Origin of the sequence: Ruegeria sp. Ofav3-42, from assembly GCF_022347725.1 — a bacterium.
In the GTDB taxonomy this organism is placed as follows: Bacteria; Pseudomonadota; Alphaproteobacteria; order Rhodobacterales; family Rhodobacteraceae; genus Ruegeria.
This window is the reverse complement of sequence record NZ_JAKRGB010000004.1, coordinates 256,560-276,153: the sequence shown is the minus strand read 5'-3', so window position 1 is coordinate 276,153 and position 19,594 is coordinate 256,560. Positions and strand designations below refer to the sequence as shown.

The 19,594-nt window shown below is 58.0% G+C and carries 15 protein-coding genes; 7 read left to right on the top strand and 8 right to left on the bottom strand.

Annotated features, from left to right (window positions below):
• Positions 1–32 precede the first annotated feature (32 nt).
• Positions 33–1,367, bottom strand: a complete 1,335-nt coding sequence (locus MHN28_RS08995; RefSeq protein WP_239338113.1) for a serine hydrolase — start codon at positions 1,365–1,367, stop codon at positions 33–35.
• 348 nt (positions 1,368–1,715) lie between these two features.
• Between MHN28_RS08995 and MHN28_RS08990 the strand changes: the two genes are divergently transcribed.
• Positions 1,716–4,817, top strand: coding sequence for an adenylate/guanylate cyclase domain-containing protein (locus MHN28_RS08990; protein WP_239338112.1), 3,102 nt, complete (start codon positions 1,716–1,718; stop codon positions 4,815–4,817).
• A gap of 17 nt (positions 4,818–4,834) precedes the next feature.
• Here MHN28_RS08990 and MHN28_RS08985 read toward each other — a convergent pair whose 3' ends face one another.
• The 4 genes from MHN28_RS08985 to MHN28_RS08970 all read right to left on the bottom strand — a co-directional run bounded on the left by MHN28_RS08985 (position 4,835) and on the right by MHN28_RS08970 (position 9,696).
• Positions 4,835–5,797: a HupE/UreJ family protein gene (locus tag MHN28_RS08985; protein WP_239338111.1), complete on the bottom strand. Its 963-nt coding sequence runs from the start codon at positions 5,795–5,797 to the stop codon at positions 4,835–4,837.
• Positions 5,798–5,832: 35 nt separating this feature from the next.
• Positions 5,833–6,663, bottom strand: coding sequence for a peptidyl-prolyl cis-trans isomerase (locus tag MHN28_RS08980; protein ID WP_239338109.1), 831 nt, complete (start codon positions 6,661–6,663; stop codon positions 5,833–5,835).
• 77 nt (positions 6,664–6,740) lie between these two features.
• Complete coding sequence (locus MHN28_RS08975; RefSeq protein ID WP_239338107.1) at positions 6,741–8,663, bottom strand: DUF3604 domain-containing protein; 1,923 nt, start codon at positions 8,661–8,663, stop codon at positions 6,741–6,743.
• A gap of 151 nt (positions 8,664–8,814) precedes the next feature.
• Entirely contained in the window at positions 8,815–9,696 is an 882-nt protein-coding gene (locus tag MHN28_RS08970; RefSeq protein WP_239338105.1) for a LysR substrate-binding domain-containing protein, read from the bottom strand.
• Between the two features lie 104 nt (positions 9,697–9,800).
• On the opposite strand from MHN28_RS08970, the gene leuB reads away from it, so the two are divergent.
• The 5 genes from leuB to MHN28_RS08945 are packed head-to-tail and all read left to right on the top strand — an operon-like array spanning position 9,801 to position 16,904.
• Positions 9,801–10,886 (top strand): 3-isopropylmalate dehydrogenase, encoded by a 1,086-nt coding sequence (gene leuB, locus MHN28_RS08965; RefSeq protein WP_239338103.1) that lies wholly within the window; start codon positions 9,801–9,803, stop codon positions 10,884–10,886.
• Positions 10,883–12,556 (top strand): GMC family oxidoreductase, encoded by a 1,674-nt coding sequence (locus MHN28_RS08960; RefSeq protein WP_239338101.1) that lies wholly within the window; start codon positions 10,883–10,885, stop codon positions 12,554–12,556. Before leuB ends, MHN28_RS08960 begins: the two co-directional genes overlap by 4 nt.
• On the top strand, positions 12,557–14,038 hold the full coding sequence (locus MHN28_RS08955) for an aldehyde dehydrogenase (protein ID WP_239338099.1): 1,482 nt from the start codon (positions 12,557–12,559) through the stop codon (positions 14,036–14,038). It abuts the gene before it with no gap.
• Positions 14,038–15,375, top strand: a complete 1,338-nt coding sequence (locus MHN28_RS08950) for an MmgE/PrpD family protein (RefSeq protein ID WP_239338097.1) — start codon at positions 14,038–14,040, stop codon at positions 15,373–15,375. Before MHN28_RS08955 ends, MHN28_RS08950 begins: the two co-directional genes overlap by 1 nt.
• A complete protein-coding gene (locus MHN28_RS08945) occupies positions 15,372–16,904 on the top strand; it encodes a trimethylamine methyltransferase family protein (protein ID WP_239338095.1) in 1,533 nt (510 codons plus the stop codon). Before MHN28_RS08950 ends, MHN28_RS08945 begins: the two co-directional genes overlap by 4 nt.
• 15 nt (positions 16,905–16,919) lie before the next feature.
• Here MHN28_RS08945 and MHN28_RS08940 read toward each other — a convergent pair whose 3' ends face one another.
• The 3 genes from MHN28_RS08940 to MHN28_RS08930 form a co-directional block, all read right to left on the bottom strand.
• Positions 16,920–17,129 carry a hypothetical protein gene (locus tag MHN28_RS08940; protein WP_239338093.1) on the bottom strand — a complete coding sequence of 70 codons (210 nt, stop codon included), beginning with the start codon at positions 17,127–17,129 and terminating at the stop codon, positions 16,920–16,922.
• A 198-nt stretch (positions 17,130–17,327) separates the two neighbouring features.
• Positions 17,328–17,492, bottom strand: coding sequence for a GMC oxidoreductase (locus MHN28_RS08935; RefSeq protein ID WP_239338199.1), 165 nt, complete (start codon positions 17,490–17,492; stop codon positions 17,328–17,330).
• 102 nt (positions 17,493–17,594) lie between these two features.
• The gene (locus MHN28_RS08930; RefSeq protein WP_239338091.1) at positions 17,595–17,732 is read right to left on the bottom strand and encodes a hypothetical protein; all 138 of its coding nucleotides are present in this window, start codon (positions 17,730–17,732) and stop codon (positions 17,595–17,597) included.
• A gap of 414 nt (positions 17,733–18,146) precedes the next feature.
• Between MHN28_RS08930 and MHN28_RS08925 the strand changes: the two genes are divergently transcribed.
• Positions 18,147–19,550, top strand: a complete 1,404-nt coding sequence (locus tag MHN28_RS08925; protein ID WP_239338088.1) for an MATE family efflux transporter — start codon at positions 18,147–18,149, stop codon at positions 19,548–19,550.
• Positions 19,551–19,594 lie beyond the last annotated feature (44 nt).

Below are 19,594 nucleotides of genomic sequence, written 5' to 3'. Positions count from 1 at the left end.
GCCCACATGACGGGCCCTTCATTCGCAGCGCCTTAATTCCCGAAGGCTGTAATAAGCCTTTTGGCCATTGGAAGCGATGAGTATCCGTGCTTCGACGGGGTCAAGCCCAGCCGCACCAACACCATGTCATGAGATGGGAAGACTCCGATGAACTGACCATCATGCCCCTGCAGCCAGACGGCGTCTTCGAACGGCGGAAGCCCACCGGGAGACTCGAGCCACAGGTGGCCCTTGCCGTACATTCCATCCGACGCGGCAACCGGTTCAAACATCCAGTCCGTAAAGCCCTTGGGCAGAATTTGCTGACCGTCCCATTCCCCTTTCTGCAGCAGCAATTGGCCAAAGCGGGCCCAATCGCGCGCAGTCGCGTACATGTAGCTGGACCCGACAAACGTGTCTGCGGCGTCTGTCTCCAAAACAACAGATGTCATGCCAAGCGGTTCGAACAGTGCTTCTTGCGGATAGGTCAGGCCGCCATCACTCAGCTGGTCCTGCCAGACGCGTGACAACGCCGTGCTCGTCCCCGAGGAATAGTTGAAGTCCGTCCCTATTTCACTTTCCGCTGGTTGGCCCGAGACAAATTCTGCCATGTCATTAGTGAGATACAGCATCCTGGTGACATCCGAGACATCTCCGTACCCCTCATTCCATTGCAGTCCGCTGGACATGGCAAGCATGTCGCTGACGGTGATGTCCTTGCGCCCATCCTGTTCCCAGCCGGGGTAGCTGGCGGTCAGCGTGTCTTGCAGCGATATCTGCTCGGACTTGATCAGGGTGCCGATCAATCCTGCGGTGACGGTCTTGGTCATCGACCAGCCAAGCAGAGGGGTGTTTTCGTCAAAACCGTCGCCATAGCTTTCCCCGACGATGCGTCCATTGCGAACGACGACCACAGCGCGATGACCTTCACCCAGCAGCGTCTCATCCGACAGGATGCGGGCAATTTCAGGGTCCTGGGTTAGTTCGACCTGGTTTCCGGTCGGCCAAATCCCATCGGGCAACGGCTCCAGCGCGGTCAGCGTCGTGTCGCTGAGTGTGGCATCATGGATGTTGGTGCATCCAAGCCCCTCGCGATATTGCGATGTTGCCGGGGCAAAGAAACCGAAAATCCGGGCTGTCACAGTTTGCTTTTCCGCGTCCACATTGATCGCGATTTGCTTGAGCAACGGATGGCCCGGAGCCTGCACGTCGACGGCAAGAACCTCATCCGGATTGCGTCCGGCGATAAAGACGTTGGAACAGACGATCTTGGCCGAATAGTTCGTTCCGACTTTCAACAGGTCCGGAGGGGACACAATCAGGTATCCCACCGCCCCGACGATACCCAGAGCAAGGGCTCCCGCGACAATGTTCAGCGTTTTTGCCATTACTCGATATCCAAACCGGTCGTACCGGCCCCCCCACTTGCCCCGGATTCAAACCGATTTAAGTGCGATCCGAGTTTCGTTGCCACAGTTCCGTTGCGTTCGCTCTGATCATTTGTCCCGGGCGATGGGCTGTGTTGTTGGATGATCGCACTTGTTCTCTGCGCACAAATCCGCACTGTTGTTTTGGCAAGCTGACCACTTGACCAAAGCTGCGGGGTCGTCCTTCATGGAACGTAAGTCTGGTTGGAGAAGGTGGTGGATTCACCACATTCTACAGGCAGCTGAAACGAACGGGTCCCTTCGCTCTGCGGCACCCTGTTTCTGGTTTGAGGCAAATGAAACGATCGCATGTCTGAAATCGAGATCTGGCTTGAAAAGCACGGCCTGTCAAAATACGCCGAGGCCTTCGCCCAACATGAAATAGAAGTGGGCGATCTGTCCGAGTTGACGGATGATGATCTTGTCACAATCGGTTTGCCGCTTGGGCCACGGCGGCGATTTTCAAAAGCCATTCGAGAGCAAGCTTTCCATGGCGCCCAGCCGGTCAATTCGGCGCTAGGCCCCGCAATCGTTGCGGAACGGCGGCAGCTGACCGTTATGTTCATCGACCTTGTCGGATCTACCGAAATCGCTCAACGGCTAGATCCGGAAGATTTGGCCGAAGTTTTGCGGCTTTTCAAAGAGACCTGCGCCGCGGCCGTGGCGGTATTCGACGGGCATATCGCCAGTTATTACGGCGATGGCATCATGGTGTTCTTCGGGTTTCCCCATGCGCATGAAGACGATCCCGAACGGGCAATTCGCGCCGGGCTGCGCATCATTCAGGAGACGCCGGAAATTCACACCCATGCGCGGCTTGAGGTGCGTATAGGTATCGCAACAGGTCTGGTGGTTGTTGGCGATCTGCGCGGTGAGAACATGTTTGAAGACGGCACCGCCATGGGCGAAACGCCGAACCTGGCCGCGCGTCTTCAGGCAATGGCCGATCCCGGCACTCTGATCGTTGCGCCCACTACACACCAACTGGCTGGGGATGCTTTCGAGTATGTTCTGCGCGGTGCATTCAAGCTCAAGGGCTTCGCGAAAGAGGTCGAAGCCTGGCAGGTGACGGGAACGCGGCGGACCCTCAGCCGGTTCATGGCCGCTGACAGTGGCCCAATGAATTCTCTGATTGGTCGGGAGCACGAGTACAAGACCCTGCACGGCAAGTGGGCGCAGGCCAGCGGCGGGCAGGGGCAGGTCGTCCTGGTGTCCGGTGAAGCAGGGATCGGTAAGTCCCGATTGATCGAAGAACTACGCCTCAAAGTTGGCGACGCGCGCTCTGGGCATTTGCGGTTCCAGTGTTCGCCCTATCACGAGACGAGCGCTTTTTATCCAGTTATCCGGCAACTTGAAAACGCCGCAGATCTGCGGGCCGACGACACTGACGACGTCAAGCTTGAGAAAGTGGCTAAAACTCTGGGTGCCCCGTCTATTGACACGCTGAAACTGGCGGCGGCGCTGTTGTCCATCCCGTTTGAAGATCAGTTGGGCCCACTTGATCTGACGCCTCAGCAAGTCATGGACCAGACGCTGGACATGCTGGTCGAACACTTTGTCGCCGAGGCCGGGCAACGCTCCGTTTTGTTTCTGTTTGAAGATGCGCATTGGATCGACCCGACAACAAAAACACTGTTGGATCGGATCGTTGACAGGATCCCGGATACGCCGGTTTTGGTTGTGATGACGCATCGGACCGGGTTCGACGCGGGATGGGATACGAAGCCGCACGTGTCGCACGTCCGTCTGAAACAACTGGATTTCCCGCAAGTCAGGGAAATCGTTCATGAAGTCGCCGGAGGTAAACCGATCCCGCCTGAGATGTTCGGCGTGATCGCCGGCAGATCCAATGGCGTTCCACTTTTTGTGGAAGAGGTGACCAAGGATCTGTTGGAATCCGGTCTTTTGGCAGAACGTGCGAACGCGGTCACGCTGAGCAGTGCCTCTAACCCTGCGCCTTCAGTTCCCAGCACTTTGCATGACGCATTGATGGCGCGCCTGGACCGCCTGAGTTCGGCCAAGGAAGTGGCCCAGATCGGCGCTGTAATCGGGCCGCACTTTACATATCCTTTGATCTCCAGCGTGTCCGGATTTGGCAACAAGGCGTTGCGCGCGGGTCTGGATCTGCTGGTCGATGCCGGAATCGTCACAGTCGCAGAATCCGAGCCCGAAGAGACGTTCGTGTACCGTCACGCGCTTATTCGTGACACTGCCTACAACAGCCTATTGAAAAGCGAACGCCGCAGTCTGCATGCGCGCGTTGCTAAGGCTCTGGATCACGAGACATCGAACAACGCCGATACGGGCCCGGAAGTTCTGGCGCATCACTACACCATGGCCAAAATGACCGCAGAGGCGATCGAGCAGTGGCACCTTGCAGGCCAGCGCGCAGCCGAGCGATCAGCGAATGTCGAAGCTGTGACTCAACTTGGAAATGCGATTAAGCAGTTAAGCGAGCTTAAAAAAACCGCCGAACGCGATCGCAAGGAAGTTGAGATTCAGGTGCTGCGCGCAGGTGTGCTCCGGTCCACGGCGGGCATTGCGGCCGACGAAACCGGCGCTGCTTACGCCCGGATTCGAAAGCTGTGCAACCGTCTGGATGAAACAGAGAATCTGTTCCCCGTCCTGAACGGCCTTTACGCATTCCATCTGGTGCGGGCCGAATATGATCTGGCGAAGGAGGTGGCCGAACAAATTCTCGAACTCGCGAGCCAGTCCGACGAAACGCATCATGTCATGATCGCCCATCGCGCGATGGGGGCTGTCCTGTTGCATATTGGTGATCTGGACGCCGCGCATGAGCATCTTGAACAGGCGCTAGAGCTATACGATCCGGGTCAGCATGGAAGCCTCGCCTACGTCTATGGTTCCGATCATGCAGCGATAACGTCCTGCTTTCTGAGCATAGCGGTCTGGCTGATGGGAGAGCCCGACCGTGCGCTTGAAATCCAGCGCACGGCTGTCACCGCCGCGCAGGGCCTAAAACATGCGCACAGTATTGCCCAAACGCTGACCTACCTTTCCATGCTGCACATATTACGCCGCGAACCCGACGAGGTGTTGGAGGTGGTGCAACAACTGGAAGAGCTGTCAGACAAGCACTCATTCACCTTCATGACAGTGACGGCCAACTTTTGGCGCAGCTGGGCGACAGCGTATAATTCACCTACGCCAGAGACGATCCACGCACTGCGTCAGGCCGCCGATGCCTGGTGGAATAGCGGCGCGGGCAATTACAAACCGTTCTTTCTGACGCTTATTGCCGAGCTAACCTTGAAAATCGGTGATCCGCAGGGCGCACAAAGCATTCTGGCGGAAGCGCGCCACTATCAGAAACTGACAAACGAAGGCTGGGCGCAGGCCCAGATGGAACAGGTGCATGCCCTCTCACTGCAATTGGAGGCGCCCTAGTTTAGCGAATTGGTGAGTCAAAACCCGCTGACACGCTCGACCAGCCAGTACATCGACACGCAGCCGATGGCATATCCGGTCACCGGTACGGCAACAGCACCGGCCTTGGACGTCACGGATGGTGCCAACAGGCGCCAAAGCAGAATCAGGGTCGACAGAACGGCGATGAACAGAAGCTGGCCGACCTCGACGCCCACGTTAAAGGCAAACAAAGCGGCAAAGATGTCTTCTGGCGGTACACCGATCTCGGCCAGCGCACCGGCAAAACCGAGCCCATGCAACAACCCGAAGCAAAAGCAGACGATCCAGGGGTACTGTTCAGACAATCGCAGCTTGCCGTCTTTGCGGTAGAGGATTTCCAGTGCCAGAAACACGATGGATAGTGCAATTACGGCCTCGACAGGCGGGGCAGGGACGCGCAGGACACCCAAAGTTGCAAGGGCCAGGGTAATTGAATGCGCCACTGTGAAAGCCGTTACTGCACCGACCAATCGCCATGGGTCGCGCACCAGAACGAACAGGGCGAAGACAAACAGCAAGTGATCCCAGCCCTCCAGAATGTGTTCGAACCCAAGGAGGAAATAGCTGCCCAGTACAGTCCATGTCGTCGGTTGTTCTGGTATGGTCAGAACCGGCATATCGGGTGTGAAACGCAGGGTTGTTGGCGCAGACGAAAGAGGCTGAATGCGCATCAGAACGTCATTGCGCTGGCGTTCCAGACCCTCGATCGCGATGGTTTGACCCGCGAAGCCCTCATCGCATTGGACAACCCAGGTTGAGATCCACGCGGCCCCATCCGACTTTGGTTCCGGGCCCCGAGGCTGGTCGCATTGGCCGGGCAAAAGGGCGTCGATTTCCATCGGTTGACCGGTGACATCGGGTTTGCGCCACAACACCTGCCATGTATCGGTAGCCAATTGGCGCAGGTCCAGATATCCGGGATCAAGCGCGTGCGCGTGTGTCGCTTTTGCCGACAGCATCACCCAGCTGAAAAGCAGTAGACAAAAGACCTGCCTCATTCGGAAGCCTGGTTTATCTCAGGGGTTTCGATCCGGTAACTCGACGCGAGGCTTTCATATTGCGCTTGCGCCAGTTCCGCGCCGGTTTCTCGGCGCCATTCCAGTAGAACACTATCCCGGACTTCATCCAATGGCGGCAGCTTAGGCGCTCTTTTATCGGTGACGCGCACAAGGTGAATGCCAAATGCAGACTGGACCGGGCCAGACCAGATACCCGGCTCCAGCGTACCCAGCGACGACGAAAAGCCAATGCCGAAGTTCGAATCCACCACTCGTGCCGCCGACAAGGGCATGGACCTTGGCAGCAACGTCGTTTGCCCAACACTGTCCCAGTCTTCCCGCCCGTTTACGGACGCAATTGCGTTTTCGATAGCGTCGGCCTCAACCGTCTGCCCCAGATAGACCTGATCAAACGCAATCTGCGGGCGCGTCGTGAACCGCTCGGGGTTTTCCTGCAGATAGGCCTGCAATACGTCGTCTTCCGGCTCGACGGACGCAGCAATCGCGTCGGTCAGGAAATCCATCTTTTGCGCAAGCCGCGCGCGGATGACCTGATCGCCTTGATCCAGCCCCAGCTTGCGCGCCTCGCGCACCAGAACTTCCTCTCGAACCGTAGCATCGATCAGAGCCCGCAACTCGTCCTGTGTCGGGGGGCGGTTCCAGCTGGTTTCGAAACGAGTGGTCAAAAGGGCGACATCGTTGCCATCGATTGTGATCGTGTCAGTTTCTTCGACAATTTCTTGCTGGGGTGAGATCCAAGCAAACCAGCAGAAAATGGCAATCCCCATCAGAATGAAGTGGAACAGAGGTTCTTTCAAAATTCGCATGCGAGGTCCCAAGGTCGTATCGAAAAACCTCCGGGCAGGGTAAGCCACCCGGAGAACCTGTAAATCAAATTATCCTGTTACTCGCTGGGCGTATACCAGATCGGAGAGGAATACGCGCGTTCCTGGTGGACTAGCTGAGCCTCTTCCGGCAAGTCCACACCAAAGCGGAGCTTGTCGTACAGGACCCAACGCGGCGTCGGGATTTCAAGCACCCGAACATAGTAGAAGGCGCGCTGGCCGGGGTCGAACTCTGGGTCGGTCCAGACGGTCACCAGTTCGGACGCTCCGATCGTGTTGTTCCAACTGGCCGTTTCCAGATCTACAGTGTTGCCGACCTCGGGCAGATTACCATCGGCGTCCAGCGCGCGGTCATCGGACCAGGCGACATTAAATACCTTCTCGTGCATTTCCCCTTCGGCATCCAGCCAACCTTTTACCACCTGAACACGGTCCAGATTGGCTCCGATCGGGTCGCGCAGGGCGCCGATCAGGAAATTCGGCGCTCCGTCGCCCTCGCGGGGGCGCAGGTCGCTGCCCATGGGCACACCCTTGGTGTAACCGACATCCGCGACGAGGCGCGTCAGCAGGTCGTCATCCTGAAAGTCCCAGCCGCCAAAGAAACGAAGTCCGATCCGCGGACCGGTGGTGGCGTAGGTCTCACGCCGTTTGAACGCATCGAAAATGGCTGAGCGAGTATTTTCCGAGGCCCAAACAGCTGTGTACCCCGAGGCGACCAGCGTATGGCCTTCAAACGCCCCCAGGTCGCTTTCGACAAACGGGTGCAAAACGCGTGTGGCAGAGGGTTCGGCGCTGACGGATTTGCCGAAATAGTTTTCCTCTTCAGCCGTGGCCAGAGATGTGTGGCTGTCCGTCGCCCCACCCATACCGAACTTATATGGGTTCACACCGAACTTTTCTTCCAGCGCCAAGCCGCGTTTCAGTGCCTCACGTGCGTATTCTCCGGCCAGCATGTCATCGGTTTTAAGCTCGGTAATATCAAGGTTGCCAACGTCCCAGTTTTCGTAGTCGGCAAACGGATCGTCGGGGCTGAGATAGGGGTGCGCCTCTCCGTCGCCTTTGATCTGAGTGACTTCGTAGTGTGGTTCCCACTTGGCGCGGTTCTGTACGTATTCTTCATCGACCTGACCGCCGTGATAAGTGCCTTCGGTCGGGAACATCCAGCCGTTTGACAGGTTGCCGTTGTGGGCAAAGGCAACGGCACGACCGCCGGTTTTTGCCTCGTAGTCCTCAAGCCACGTATACAACGCCTTGGGGTCGGTATCGCCGTAAGGGGGCTGCGTCACCGGAGGCACCACCTGCAATGCCCGGATCGGACCATCCCGCAGCATGACATTGCGATGCAGGTTGAAACCTTTGGGCACCGAGGTCCATTCGAACCCGATAAACGCGGTGAAGTTTCCGGGATCGTTGTGGCGTTCGGCGGCCAGTACGATCTGTTCCCATGTGAACGCAAACGCATCCGCGCCCGGGCTGTAGGATTCCAACAAAATCTCGGGCAGGGTCATTTGCGAGAAGTTGGTGATAATATCAAAGGCTGCTTTGGCCGCATCCTCACCACCAGCTTTATACCCTTCGTACCATTCCAGCCCCTTCGGGTCAGAAAGCACACCAGGTTTTCCGGCCTGCAGGTCAGGTGCGAACCCCATGAGATCCGTGTGATCTGTCAGAACCATCCAATCCAGTGGGCGTGCGAGCCTGACGGGTTGACCGGTCGAAGAAATAACCTGCTCGCCCTTTGCAAATCGCCACGCATCCTCCGGAAGCAGAGTATTTCCGAAGGCACCGGCATCCAGCGAAAGCCCGGTGTGCAGGTGCGTGTCGCCCCAGAGTGGCCGTTCGGGGAAGGATCGGTTGGCATAAGGTGAAAACGGGCGGTCCGCAAAGGTGCCCTCGGCCGCCTGTTTGCTGGGCACGGCGTCTGCCCAAGCGAATGTTGGCAAAACAAACAATGAGATCAAACAGGTTGAAAGTCGAAGCATTGAAACCTCCCCAGGCATTTGAACTAAGACGTAAAGTGTACATTGTATCTTTCGTATATTCGTTTTTTATAATGTATGGGGTGGGAAATTTATACTGATTTTTCACAGGAGTGATCCCCGCCGCCGCTTGTAGATCTGGTTCCGGTGCTGCTTAGGTACTACCGGAAAGCCAGGTCATGAACAGATCAACCTCGGCTATTGCCGCCCCGGTTTTTGTTGCTGAACAGAAATAGCCCCGGTTCGTCTCGGGCTCGTGCTTGCAGGCCTGAACCAACGATCCGTTCGACAGGAATTCGTCGATCATAGGGCGCCAGCCGATGCCAATCCCAAGCCCGTTTTGAATGGCGCGCAAATAGACCATGTAGCTGAGAAACCGGTCATGTGTCGCCGGGCGGGATACGTGCTGGCCGCTGCCGGAAAAATACCTGTTCCAATCATCCGAATGCGCTGGGCCAGACATGTGTAACAGACGTTGATGCGCAAGTTCGTCCAACGAAAGTGGCGTGGAAGAGTTCAAATGGTCCGGATGGCAAATGGCGACCATGCGCTCGGGGAAGACTCTCATGCTGTTCAAACCAGGCACACCCTGTTCGCCAAACACCACCACCGCGTCGCACCGGTTCAGGTCGTAGTCCGGGTTTTGATCGCGCGTGACGATTTGAACTTTGATATCGGGGTGGGACACCTGAAAATCGGCCAGCCGCGGCAACAAGTACAGGCTGGTAAAGCCGATGGCCGCGCTGACTACAATGCGGCTTTCCTTTTGCCTGTCGCGAATGTCGTCCAGATCGGCACGGATTGAGTCAAAACCCCGGGACACGCTTGAGGCCAGTTTCTCACCTTCTTCGGTCAGCGTCAGCCGCGGTTTGCTACGGATAAACAGGGGCGTATCGAGCGCTGATTCGAGGGCTGCAACCTGTCGGCTGATAGCGGGTTGCTGCACGTTCAGTTCTTTGGCTGCGGCCGAAAAACTCAGATGCCGCGCAGCGGCCTCGAATGCGTTTATCTGAGCCAGAGGTAAGTGTCTAACCACCTGTTCTATTCCTTTTAGGAATGATCGACATTCATCATTTCTGTCTTTTTCGATGCGGGCAAGGGGGTAGTCTGATCGTGAACGCCGAAAAAAGGAATGTTCTGTTGCAAGTCAAACTGCTCGCTTTGGGAGGGGATGGCATCGGCCCGGAGATCCTTGCCGAAGGATTGCGGGTCGCCGATGCATTGGCGGCAAAAGCTGGTCTGACGCTGAACGTCGAGCACGATTTGCTACATGGTGCATCGTGGGACGTGCACAGAACGTTTTGTCGCCCGGAAGTGTTGGATAAGGCCAGAGACGCAAATGCAATTCTGGTCGGCGCGGTTGGTGGCCCTAAATGGGACAACATCCGCATGCCCGGTGGCGCAGAGTGTCAGGACGGTCTGATGTACCTGCGGCACCATCTGCAAACTTACCTCGGTCTGCGTCCCGCACGCGCCTGGCAGTCGTTATTGCACCATACACCATTCCGGCGCGGGCTCGCCGATCGCGCAAACGTTCTTATCCTGCGAGAGATGTGTGGCGGCGCCATGTTTGCGCGCGAACGGGGGCAGCGGCAGGTGAACGGCGTGCGGCAGGGCTATGACCTGACGGCTTATGACGAGGATGAGATCGCCAGATTTGCACATGGCGGCTTTCAACTCGCGCGCGGACGTCGTGGGAAAATCGTCAGCTGCGACAAGTCGAACGTGATGGAAAGCTACAAGCTGTGGCGAGAAGTGGTGAGCGAGGTTGCCACGCAATATCCGGACGTCGAATTCGAGAACATGTTCGCTGATAACTGCGCCTATCAGCTGATGTGCCGCCCCGAGGACTTTGACGTTGTCCTGTCGTGCAACCAGTTGGGCGACATCCTGAGCGATCTGACAGCCGTCTACTCCGGGTCGCTGGGAATGCTGCCTTCGGCCTGCCTTTCGGCCAATCCTGAAGGTGGGCCGGTTTTTGGGGTTTATGAAAGTACGTCTGGGTCTGCACCGGATATCGCCGGGCAGGGCATCGCCAACCCGATAGGGATGATCCTATCCGTCGGCATGATGTTTGAATACACGCTGGTCCGCCCGGATCTGGCGAAAGCGTTAGAGCAGGCAGTCGAGCAGGTTTTGGCAGACGGTATCATGACGCGCGACCTTGGGGGCACCGCTGACAGCGTTTCGGTAACCGATGCCATTCTGGAAAGGCTCTCTGGATGATGGTCTTTGACTACGTCATTGCAGGAGGAGGCTCCGCCGGATGTGTGCTGGCGGCACGTCTGGCGGAAGACCCTGATGTTACGGTCTGTTTGATTGAGGCAGGCGGTAAGGGGCGCGACCTGTTCATCCGCATGCCCGCCGGAAACGGATTTGTCTTCGGCAACCCGCGCTTCGACTGGGGGTATGAGTCCGTTCCACAGCCAGGTTTGAACGGGCGCAAGATCTATTTCGCAAGGGGTAAGGCCCTTGGCGGCACCTCGATTGTCAACGGGATGATCTACATGCGCGGCGTACCTGCCGACTATGATGCCTGGCGGCAAATGGGACTGAAGGGGTGGGGCTATTCCGAACTTCTTCCCTATTTTCGCCGATCGGAAGGATCGCGTGATCGACGTGACGGATATCATGGCGCTGCGGGGCCTTTGAAAACGGAACCGGCGGCGAATTTCGGAGCGCTTGATCAGGCCTTTGTTGAGGCTGCGGTTGCGGCGGGCCATGCCAGACTGGACGACTTCAACGGGCCGCACAGAACCGGGGTTGCCCGCAATGACAGTACGGTCAGTCGCGGGACTCGCCAATCATCGGCCTTCGCCTATCTGAAATCCCCGCCTGAAAACCTGACCGTGCTGACAGGCAAGCACATTGCCCGCATCCTGTTCGAAAACACACGCGCCGTTGGTCTTGAAACCATCGGTGGCAAAAGATATCGCGCGGCCCGCGAAGTCATCGTGTGTCAGGGCGCATTCGGCACACCGCATCTCTTGATGTTGTCAGGCGTTGGTCCGGCGGACCATCTGTCAGAACACGGGATTGCGCCCGTTGTTGACCTGCCGGGGGTAGGGCAAAACCTGGCGGATCATGTTGATGTTTCGATGCAATGGGCGTCGGACCGTCTGGACCTGTCACATGCGCGCCACCAGAGGTTGGATAAGGCCGCGATGCTCATGGCCCGCTGGCTGCTGAATGGGTCGGGTCCGGGCGGCGGGGCCATGTTCTCGACAACGCTGTTTCATGCGTTCGACGACCCGGTGTTGCCCGAGCTGGAGGTTTACATGACCCCCATGATCGTCGAAGAAAATCTGGGCAATGGCGAGACAGAGGCTGCGCCGCTACTGCAGAGGCTCGGTCGCATGCTTTTGGTCCGGGGCCGTAAAGTTGCCCGGGCCGGGGTGCAGATCGACATAAACCAAGAGCGTCCCAAGTCGCTTGGCACTGTGCGCCTAAACAGCGTAAACCCTGTGGAGTATCCGCGGATCGATCCAAACTACTTCGCAGACAAGCGTGACCTTGATGAACTTGTACGCGGTGTCAAAGTCATGCGCGAAGTCATGACCCAGCCGCAGATTGCTAAATACGTGACCGGAGAAATCGGTCCCTGGGCGTCGGCGCGAACGGACGCGGAAATCGTCTCAGCGATACGCGAGACGGCATATACCGGGCACCATCCCTGCAGCACGGCCAGAATGGGCGGCGACGGAGACCCTATGGCTGTGCTTGACGGTCAGTTGCGCGTGCGGGGGATTGATGGCCTGCGCGTTGTTGATGCAAGTGCAATGCCCACTCAGATCACGGGCAACCTCTATGCTACGGTTGTCGCCATGGCGGAAAAAGCCGCCGACATGCTACTTGGGCGCCCCGCGCTCCCTCCAGAAAACCCTTCGGAGACCTGAATGTCTGATATCCGCACATTCCAGTATTTCGCCAATAATCAATGGCATGATCCCGCTGATGGAGGTTGGTTCGACAGTGAGAACCCGGCCAATGGTGAGGTTTGGGCGCGCGTCCCCGATTGTCGGCAGGCAGATGTGGATCGCGGAGTGGCGGCCGCCCGAGAAGCATTCTGCGACGGTCCTTGGGGGCGCATGCTGCCTGCGGAACGGGGGCGGGTTTTGCGCCGGATTGGCGACGTGATCTCAAAATTCGCAGAGCGGCTTGGGGCGATTGAGACGCAGGACAACGGCAAGCTGCCCCAGATGATCACGCCGGGTCTGAGGGAAGGCCAATGGCTGGTCGATAGCTGGCACTACTACGCCGGGATGTGCGACAAGTTCGAAGGTCGGGTCATCCCCGCCGAAGCTCCTGACATGCACAATTACATGAAATGGGAACCCTTCGGTGTAGTCGCGCAGATACTGCCGTGGAATTCACCTCTGGGCACCTTGATCTGGAAACTCGCCCCGTGTCTTGCTGCTGGGAATACGGTGGTGATGAAGCCTTCGGAACACTCCAGTTGTTCGACGCTTGAATTGATGGACGTGCTTTTGGAGGCAGACCTTCCACCCGGTGTCCTCAATGTCGTCACCGGGTTCGGCAGCACGACCGGAGAGCCGTTGATCGACCACAAGGATGTTCGAATGGCGTCGTTTACGGGCGGCACAGCAGGCGGTCGTGCAGCGGCTGCCGTTGCATCCCGTCAGGTGAAGCCGATCATTATGGAGTTGGGTGGAAAATCCCCGCAGATCGTATTGCCGGATGCCGATCTGGAACTCGCCGTGAATGGGGTTGCGGCAGGTATCTTCCCGCCAGGCGGGCAATCCTGTATTTCCGGATCGCGCCTTTTGGTGCATCGCAGCGTTGTTGAGGAATTCTCTCACCGTCTGGTCGATGTGGTGAAGAAAGCGAAAGTGGGGGAACCAAACGATCCCACAACGCAGATCGGCCCAATGGCCAACGGTCCACATTATAGGAACGTGTTAGATCGCATCGCAGCGGCAGACGATGCTGGGCACAAGCTGCTTTTGGACGGCCGAACTGCCTGTCGCGACAAAGGGTACTACATCGGCCCGACCATTTTTGCCGACGTTCCCAACAACGCGGATCTCGCGCAGAACGAGGTCTTTGGTCCCGTCGCCTCGATCGAAGCCTTTGACGACCAAGCCGAGGCGGTTCGGATCGCGAATGACTCCATCTATGGCCTCGCTGCGGGTATCTGGTCGCGCGATGTCACCAGCGCCATGCGCATGGCCGACAGGATTGAGGCCGGTACGGTATACATCAACAACTACTTCAACGCCGCTACGCAAAGCCCTGTAGGGGGCTACAAACAATCCGGATATGGTCGTGAAAACGGATGGGAAGGCATGCGTTGTTTCATGCAGACCAAATCGGTCTGGTTGGCAACCGATCCCCATCAGCCCGATCCGTTTGGCTGATGACTGCGATTCAAACCCTGGCCGGATTTGCCACTCAAGCCGAGTTTGCGGATGAGCTTCGTTCGGTGATCGCGCCTGCGGTCGCTGACTGTTTTGGTTGCATCCTTGCCGGTGCTGACAGCGAAGTTGCGGTCCGGGTCCGAGCCGCCTATGCGCGGATGAATACGGGCTCTGCGCCCGTCTTCGGTGTGGACGAAACGTCCAACCCACCAATTGCCGCGCTGATGAATGCGGTCGCGGGTCATGCATGGGATTTGGATGATTGGGAAGAGCCCGGAAACACCCATCCGAGCGTCGTTCTGGTGCCCGCATTGCTGGCGGCGGTTCATGTCTGTGCAACGTCGGGCCAGGAAATGGCGACGGCGTATCTGATCGGAACTGAGATCATCATGCGGCTGGGTGAGGCCGTCTCGCTGGATCACTACGCACGGGGGTTTCATTCTACCGCAACGCTCGGAACGATTGGCGCGGCTGGGGCCGTCGCACGCATCCTGAAGCTGACGGAGGATCAAACCGCTCATGCTCTGAGCATCGCGACGTCGCAGGCCGTCGGATACACCGCACAGTTCGGTTCAAATGCCAAACCACTGCAGGCCGGCTTTACCGCGCGAGCTGGTGTTGACGCCGCATTGTTGGCGAAAAACGGCATTACCGGGCAGTCGGAAGTTTTGGAAAATCAGCGCGGATTCAGCGGGTTACTGGGCTTACATGATGCAGACCGTTTCAAGGCAATGCAGGATAAGTTGGGTGCTCCGTGGGCTTTGGCTCAGTACGGATTGATTTTGAAACCGTGGCCGTCCTGCGGTTACACACATCGGCTGATGACGGCGGCGCTGGAATTGCGCCATCTAGCGCTTGATCGCTTGCAGGATATCACCGCAATCGAGGCGACGATGCCGGATTTTCATCTGGCCATCCTGCCTTTTGACAAACCCCGATCCCGGAACGAAGCCCTGTTCTCGGCCCCGGCCTGTCTTGCGCAGGCGCTTGTCACGGGTGGTCTGACACTGGCCGATAGCGAGGATGAGTTTTGGCTGCAAGCAGATGTCGCCCGTCTGATCAACCTCACTACTGTGACGCCGGAGCCTGCGCGAAACCCGGCTTTGAACTACGATCCCGATCAACCGGACACGCTGCGCATCTCTTTTTCAGACGGCTCGACCCTCAAGGCGGCTTGCACATATCCGCTCGGGGCACCCCAGAATCCAATGACGACGGCGCAGATTGCAGCCAAGTACCAATCCATCTGCAACAGACCCTCGCACAGGTTCCACGCCTTGCTCGACTGGTTCGACGCGCCGGATATCGCGAAATTCTTTGAGGAGGCAGACCAATGACCGGCACCAGACGAGGCGGCGGTCGCGCCGCGCGCATGGCGGAACGGCAGGGCGGCGCAGGCTCTGGTCCGACCGAGGCGATTTGGCCTGGCATCGAAGGTGGACGTTATCAGCCCTTGACGCCAACCGAGGTGGCGATGGTCGACGAGACAGCGATGCGCATTCTCGAAGAAATCGGATTGAAGGGCGCGACGGACTTTTGTGCTCGGACCGTTTGCGCGGCCGGGGGGCGGATGACGGACGATGGCCGGCTGTTAATGCCCGAAACCATGGTGCGTGACGTTTTGAAGACCGCGGGTCGTGGGTTCAAGCTTTACGGACAAAAGCCAGAGTACGACATCGACCCGTCGGGCAGCCGCATCCATTTTGGAACCTCAGGGGCTGCAGTGCATATCGTGGACAGCGCCACCCAAAAAATTCGCGAGTCCACCCTGCGTGACCTCTACGACATGGCCCGACTGGCGGATGCGCTTCCGAACATTCACATGTTTCAGCGCACGGTGGTTGCGCGGGACCTCACAGACCCACGGGAGATGGATCTGAATACCGCCTATGCCTGCCTGAAAGGTACCGTCAAACCGACCGGAACTTCGTTTGGGTCAGCCGACGTGATGGACGAGGCTGTTGGGATGCTGGACATTCTGATGGGCGGGTCAGAGGCGCTGCGGGCACGGCCTCCGATTTGTGTGTCGACCTGTTTCATCGTTCCACCGCTTACTTTCGCCGAAGAGGCGCTGGGCGTCATAGAATGCGCCGCGCGACATGGCATACCGCTAAAGCTGGTCTCGGCTGGGCAAGCCGGTGCCACAAGTCCCGCCCCGCTGGCCGGGGCGGTCGCTCAGCAAACCGCCGAGGTGCTGGCTGGGATCGTCTATGTCAATTTGCTGAACCCGGGTCACTCGGCCACGTTTGGCGCTTTGCCTTTTGTCAGCGATTTGCGCACTGGTGCGATGTCAGGTGGCAGCGCCGAGCAGGGATTGTTAATGGCGGCCTGCGCACAGATGGCCCGGTTCTATGATATCCCCTGCGCGGTCAGTGCAGGTATGACAGACAGCAAGATGCCGGATTTTCAGGCTGGATACGAAAAAGGCTATACCGAACTTTTGGCGGCGCTGGCCGGGGCCAATCTGGTTTATGAGGCGGCCGGAATGTATGGGTCGCTTCTGGGCTGCTCGCTGGAGAGCTTTGTGCTGGATAACGACGTGATCGGGTCGGTCATGCGTGCCACGCGCGGTTTCGAGGTCAGCCGCGAAACACTGTCGCTGGAAACGATCCGTGAAACCTGTATCGGCGGCTCAGGTCACTTTCTGGGGCACGATCAGACGCTGCAACGGATGCAAACTGATTACTACTATCCGGCCATGGCCGATCGCCGAACGCCGCAGGAATGGGATGCCGCATCGAACAAGGATCTGTTAGAGAACGCGCGAATTCGGACGCGCGAACTGCTGTCGGCGCCCGAGCCCACACACATATCACCAGAGACGGACGCGGAAATCCGGGCGCGTTTTCCTATTCGGTTGATTTAGCGACGAGGGGCGCGGTCACGCAACGGAATAGCCATGAGCACCCAACTGGTTTTGGCAGGTGATTTCAAACGGGTCGAACAGTGCGACGAACTCCAGCGGTTTGCCTTGCTCAGTGGCCAGGATAACGTTCGTCGACGTAGCAAATTTGACTACCACGCTGTCGTTTATCCTGCTGGGTTTGTCGTTGACATAGGGCAGGTCCTGCAGGCCGGCCCAATAGCCCATATGCGACATCGGCCCTGAATGCCCTTTTCTGGAACGAACTCTTCGTAGGCCTGCGCAAACCCTGCGCTGCCGGGCAGTAAACTTCGCGGATAACCTCCAACGCATACCTTGCAATACCGTGCCCCATGATCGTCCTGTAAGCGATACCGACTCCGACGACGCCCACGTCCAGTGCGATAACTTGGCAGCGCAAAATCCTTATGGCACTGCCTCCGATGCTCTGAGCGCAAGAGCCGAAATCGTCAGGGAAGGGTTGGCCGGTGAACAGGTTGGAAACGCCCCAGATCCCAGGAAAAAGACATTGGGCGCGGAATGGAGGCGGAGCCTGTCGTCGGCGAACGAGCCCTCTGCCGACAGACCCAAGAAAAATGCCCTCAATACGGGCGTCCGACGGCAGAAAGCCGGTAACCTCAAGTTTCTTGATTGTATCGGGAATGATGTCGGCCAGACCTGCTTTTGCCGTTTTTATGCCGCGCTGCGATCAATGTCATGATAGAAATGATAGCCGTGCCCGGTTTCCGAGGTGCCGCCGATAAAGCTCTTGGTATTGGCGGTGTCGACATGGACGTCCACGATCGCCTGTTCGTGCAGATACTTGCCCATCGCATCGTCACGCACATTCGAGCGCAGCAAATGGCGGCATTGAAAATGCCATTAGTTCCCAGCGCGACTTTGCTTGCACGCAAGCGCGCTTCGCTGCCGTCCGTTCCTTTGACCCGGACACCGCGCGCGCCTTCTATATCGACCGCCCGTCCTTCGGTGCCGAAGAGGTAGTGAGCACCGGGGTGAGTTGGTTTCTCCAACCGGTTCAACATTGTGAACTTCGCGCCGCTGAGACAAATCAACTGAGCCAGGGGAAGCTGGTTTTTGCAGGCCTCCGAGATTATCCTGAGTTGCTTTTCTCGACATAGATTACCCGGTCGGTGACACCGGGATGTCGATGAAGGCGATTTGAGGTTGCTGATCGCGCCCAATCGCAGTCAGATTGCCGCCGTGAACAGAGGGGCGGACCAGCCAATGAAACGACAATCTGCGGGAACAGCCGTCTTTCTGACCGGCAGCCTGATGCGGCATGTGACCCGCATGTCGCTGACCACCAGTATCGGGCTGATGGCGATTTTTGCTGTGGATTTCGTCGACATGGTCTTCATCTCGATGCTGGGGAATGACTCGCTGGCGGCCGCCGTCGGGTATGCAGGGACCCTTTTGTTTTTCACCAATGCGGTCAATGTCGGTCTCTCGATTGCAGCCGGAGCGCTTGTTGCGCGTGAACTGGGTGCAGGACGGCCTGAAAAGGCCAGACAATTCGGAACCAGCGTTGCCTTGCTTGGCATTCTGATTGGATTAGTCGTGTCCACCATCGTCATGATTAACCTGAAATTTCTGCTGTCCTTGCTGGGCGCGCAGGGCGAGGTGCTGCAATTGGCGGTGCGGTATGTCACCATCATTCTACCAACGATGTGGGTGATGGCTGTGGCGATGACCGGTATGGCCGTGCTGCGCGCGTATGGCGATGCGCGCCGGTCCATGTTGGCAACGATTTACGGAGGCGTCGCGAACGCGGTACTCGATCCCATCCTGATCTTCGCGGTGGGACTAGGTCTGGACGGAGCAGCCATCGCCTCGGTGATCGCGCGGATCTGTATGCTGGTTGCTGCGGTCAGACCTGCCGTTCGCGTTCATCGAGGTTTTGCCCGACCGTCGCTGGTGCAGTTGATCGAAGATCTCCATCCAGTTCGCGCGATCGCCATTCCTGCGGTTCTGACCAATGTTGCCACGCCGGTCGGTAACGCCATCGTCATCCGTGAGGTCGCGCAGTTCGGTACAGATGCCGTAGCGGGCATGGCGGTGATCGGGCGGCTGATACCGGTGGCATTTTCGGTTGTGTTCGCCTTGTCCGGAGCCATTGGTCCAATAGTCGGGCAGAACTTTGGGGCAGGGCAGTATGACCGTGTGAAAGAGGCGTTTCTGGCCGGAGTGAAATTCACCGCCGTCTACGTGGTGCTGATGGCGGCGGTTCTGTTCCTTCTGCGTGCGCCCATCGCTGATTTGTTTCAGGCACAGGGAGAGACGCGTGCGCTGATCTATCTGTTCTGCGGACCACTGGCTCTGGCGTCCTTCTTTAACGGCGTGATCTTTGTTGCGAATGCCAGCTTTAACAATCTTGGCTTCCCGATTTATTCGACTTGGATGAACTGGGGCAGACACACACTGGGCACTTGGCCTTTTGCGGTCGCGGGGGGCCATCTGGCTGGTGCTCCCGGCGTGTTGTTGGGGCAGGCGCTGGGGGGTGTCATATTCGCCGTGCTCTGCTGGATTTTGGTCAAGCGCGTGGTGTCGGGTCTGACGGCGCCTCAGGATGTTGACCCATTCGCCGGGCAAAGTCGGCTGCAATCGCTTTTCGGGCGGCGCGGGTGGTGACACGGACAGGGCAATTGGCATCTCGACCGCACCACTTGCGACAG

Coding starts and splice junctions, on each gene's coding strand:
- MHN28_RS08995 (WP_239338113.1), bottom strand. CDS start 1,367: ATGGCAAAAACGCTGAACATTGTCGCGGGAGCCCTTGCTCTGGGTATC.
- MHN28_RS08990 (WP_239338112.1), top strand. CDS start 1,716: ATGTCTGAAATCGAGATCTGGCTTGAAAAGCACGGCCTGTCAAAATAC.
- MHN28_RS08985 (WP_239338111.1), bottom strand. CDS start 5,797: ATGCTGTCGGCAAAAGCGACACACGCGCACGCGCTTGATCCCGGATAT.
- MHN28_RS08980 (WP_239338109.1), bottom strand. CDS start 6,663: ATGCGAATTTTGAAAGAACCTCTGTTCCACTTCATTCTGATGGGGATT.
- MHN28_RS08975 (WP_239338107.1), bottom strand. CDS start 8,663: ATGCTTCGACTTTCAACCTGTTTGATCTCATTGTTTGTTTTGCCAACA.
- MHN28_RS08960 (WP_239338101.1), top strand. CDS start 10,883: ATGATGGTCTTTGACTACGTCATTGCAGGAGGAGGCTCCGCCGGATGT.
- MHN28_RS08955 (WP_239338099.1), top strand. CDS start 12,557: ATGTCTGATATCCGCACATTCCAGTATTTCGCCAATAATCAATGGCAT.
- MHN28_RS08950 (WP_239338097.1), top strand. CDS start 14,038: ATGACTGCGATTCAAACCCTGGCCGGATTTGCCACTCAAGCCGAGTTT.
- MHN28_RS08945 (WP_239338095.1), top strand. CDS start 15,372: ATGACCGGCACCAGACGAGGCGGCGGTCGCGCCGCGCGCATGGCGGAA.
- MHN28_RS08940 (WP_239338093.1), bottom strand. CDS start 17,129: ATGGGCTATTGGGCCGGCCTGCAGGACCTGCCCTATGTCAACGACAAA.
- MHN28_RS08930 (WP_239338091.1), bottom strand. CDS start 17,732: ATGGGCAAGTATCTGCACGAACAGGCGATCGTGGACGTCCATGTCGAC.
- MHN28_RS08925 (WP_239338088.1), top strand. CDS start 18,147: ATGAAACGACAATCTGCGGGAACAGCCGTCTTTCTGACCGGCAGCCTG.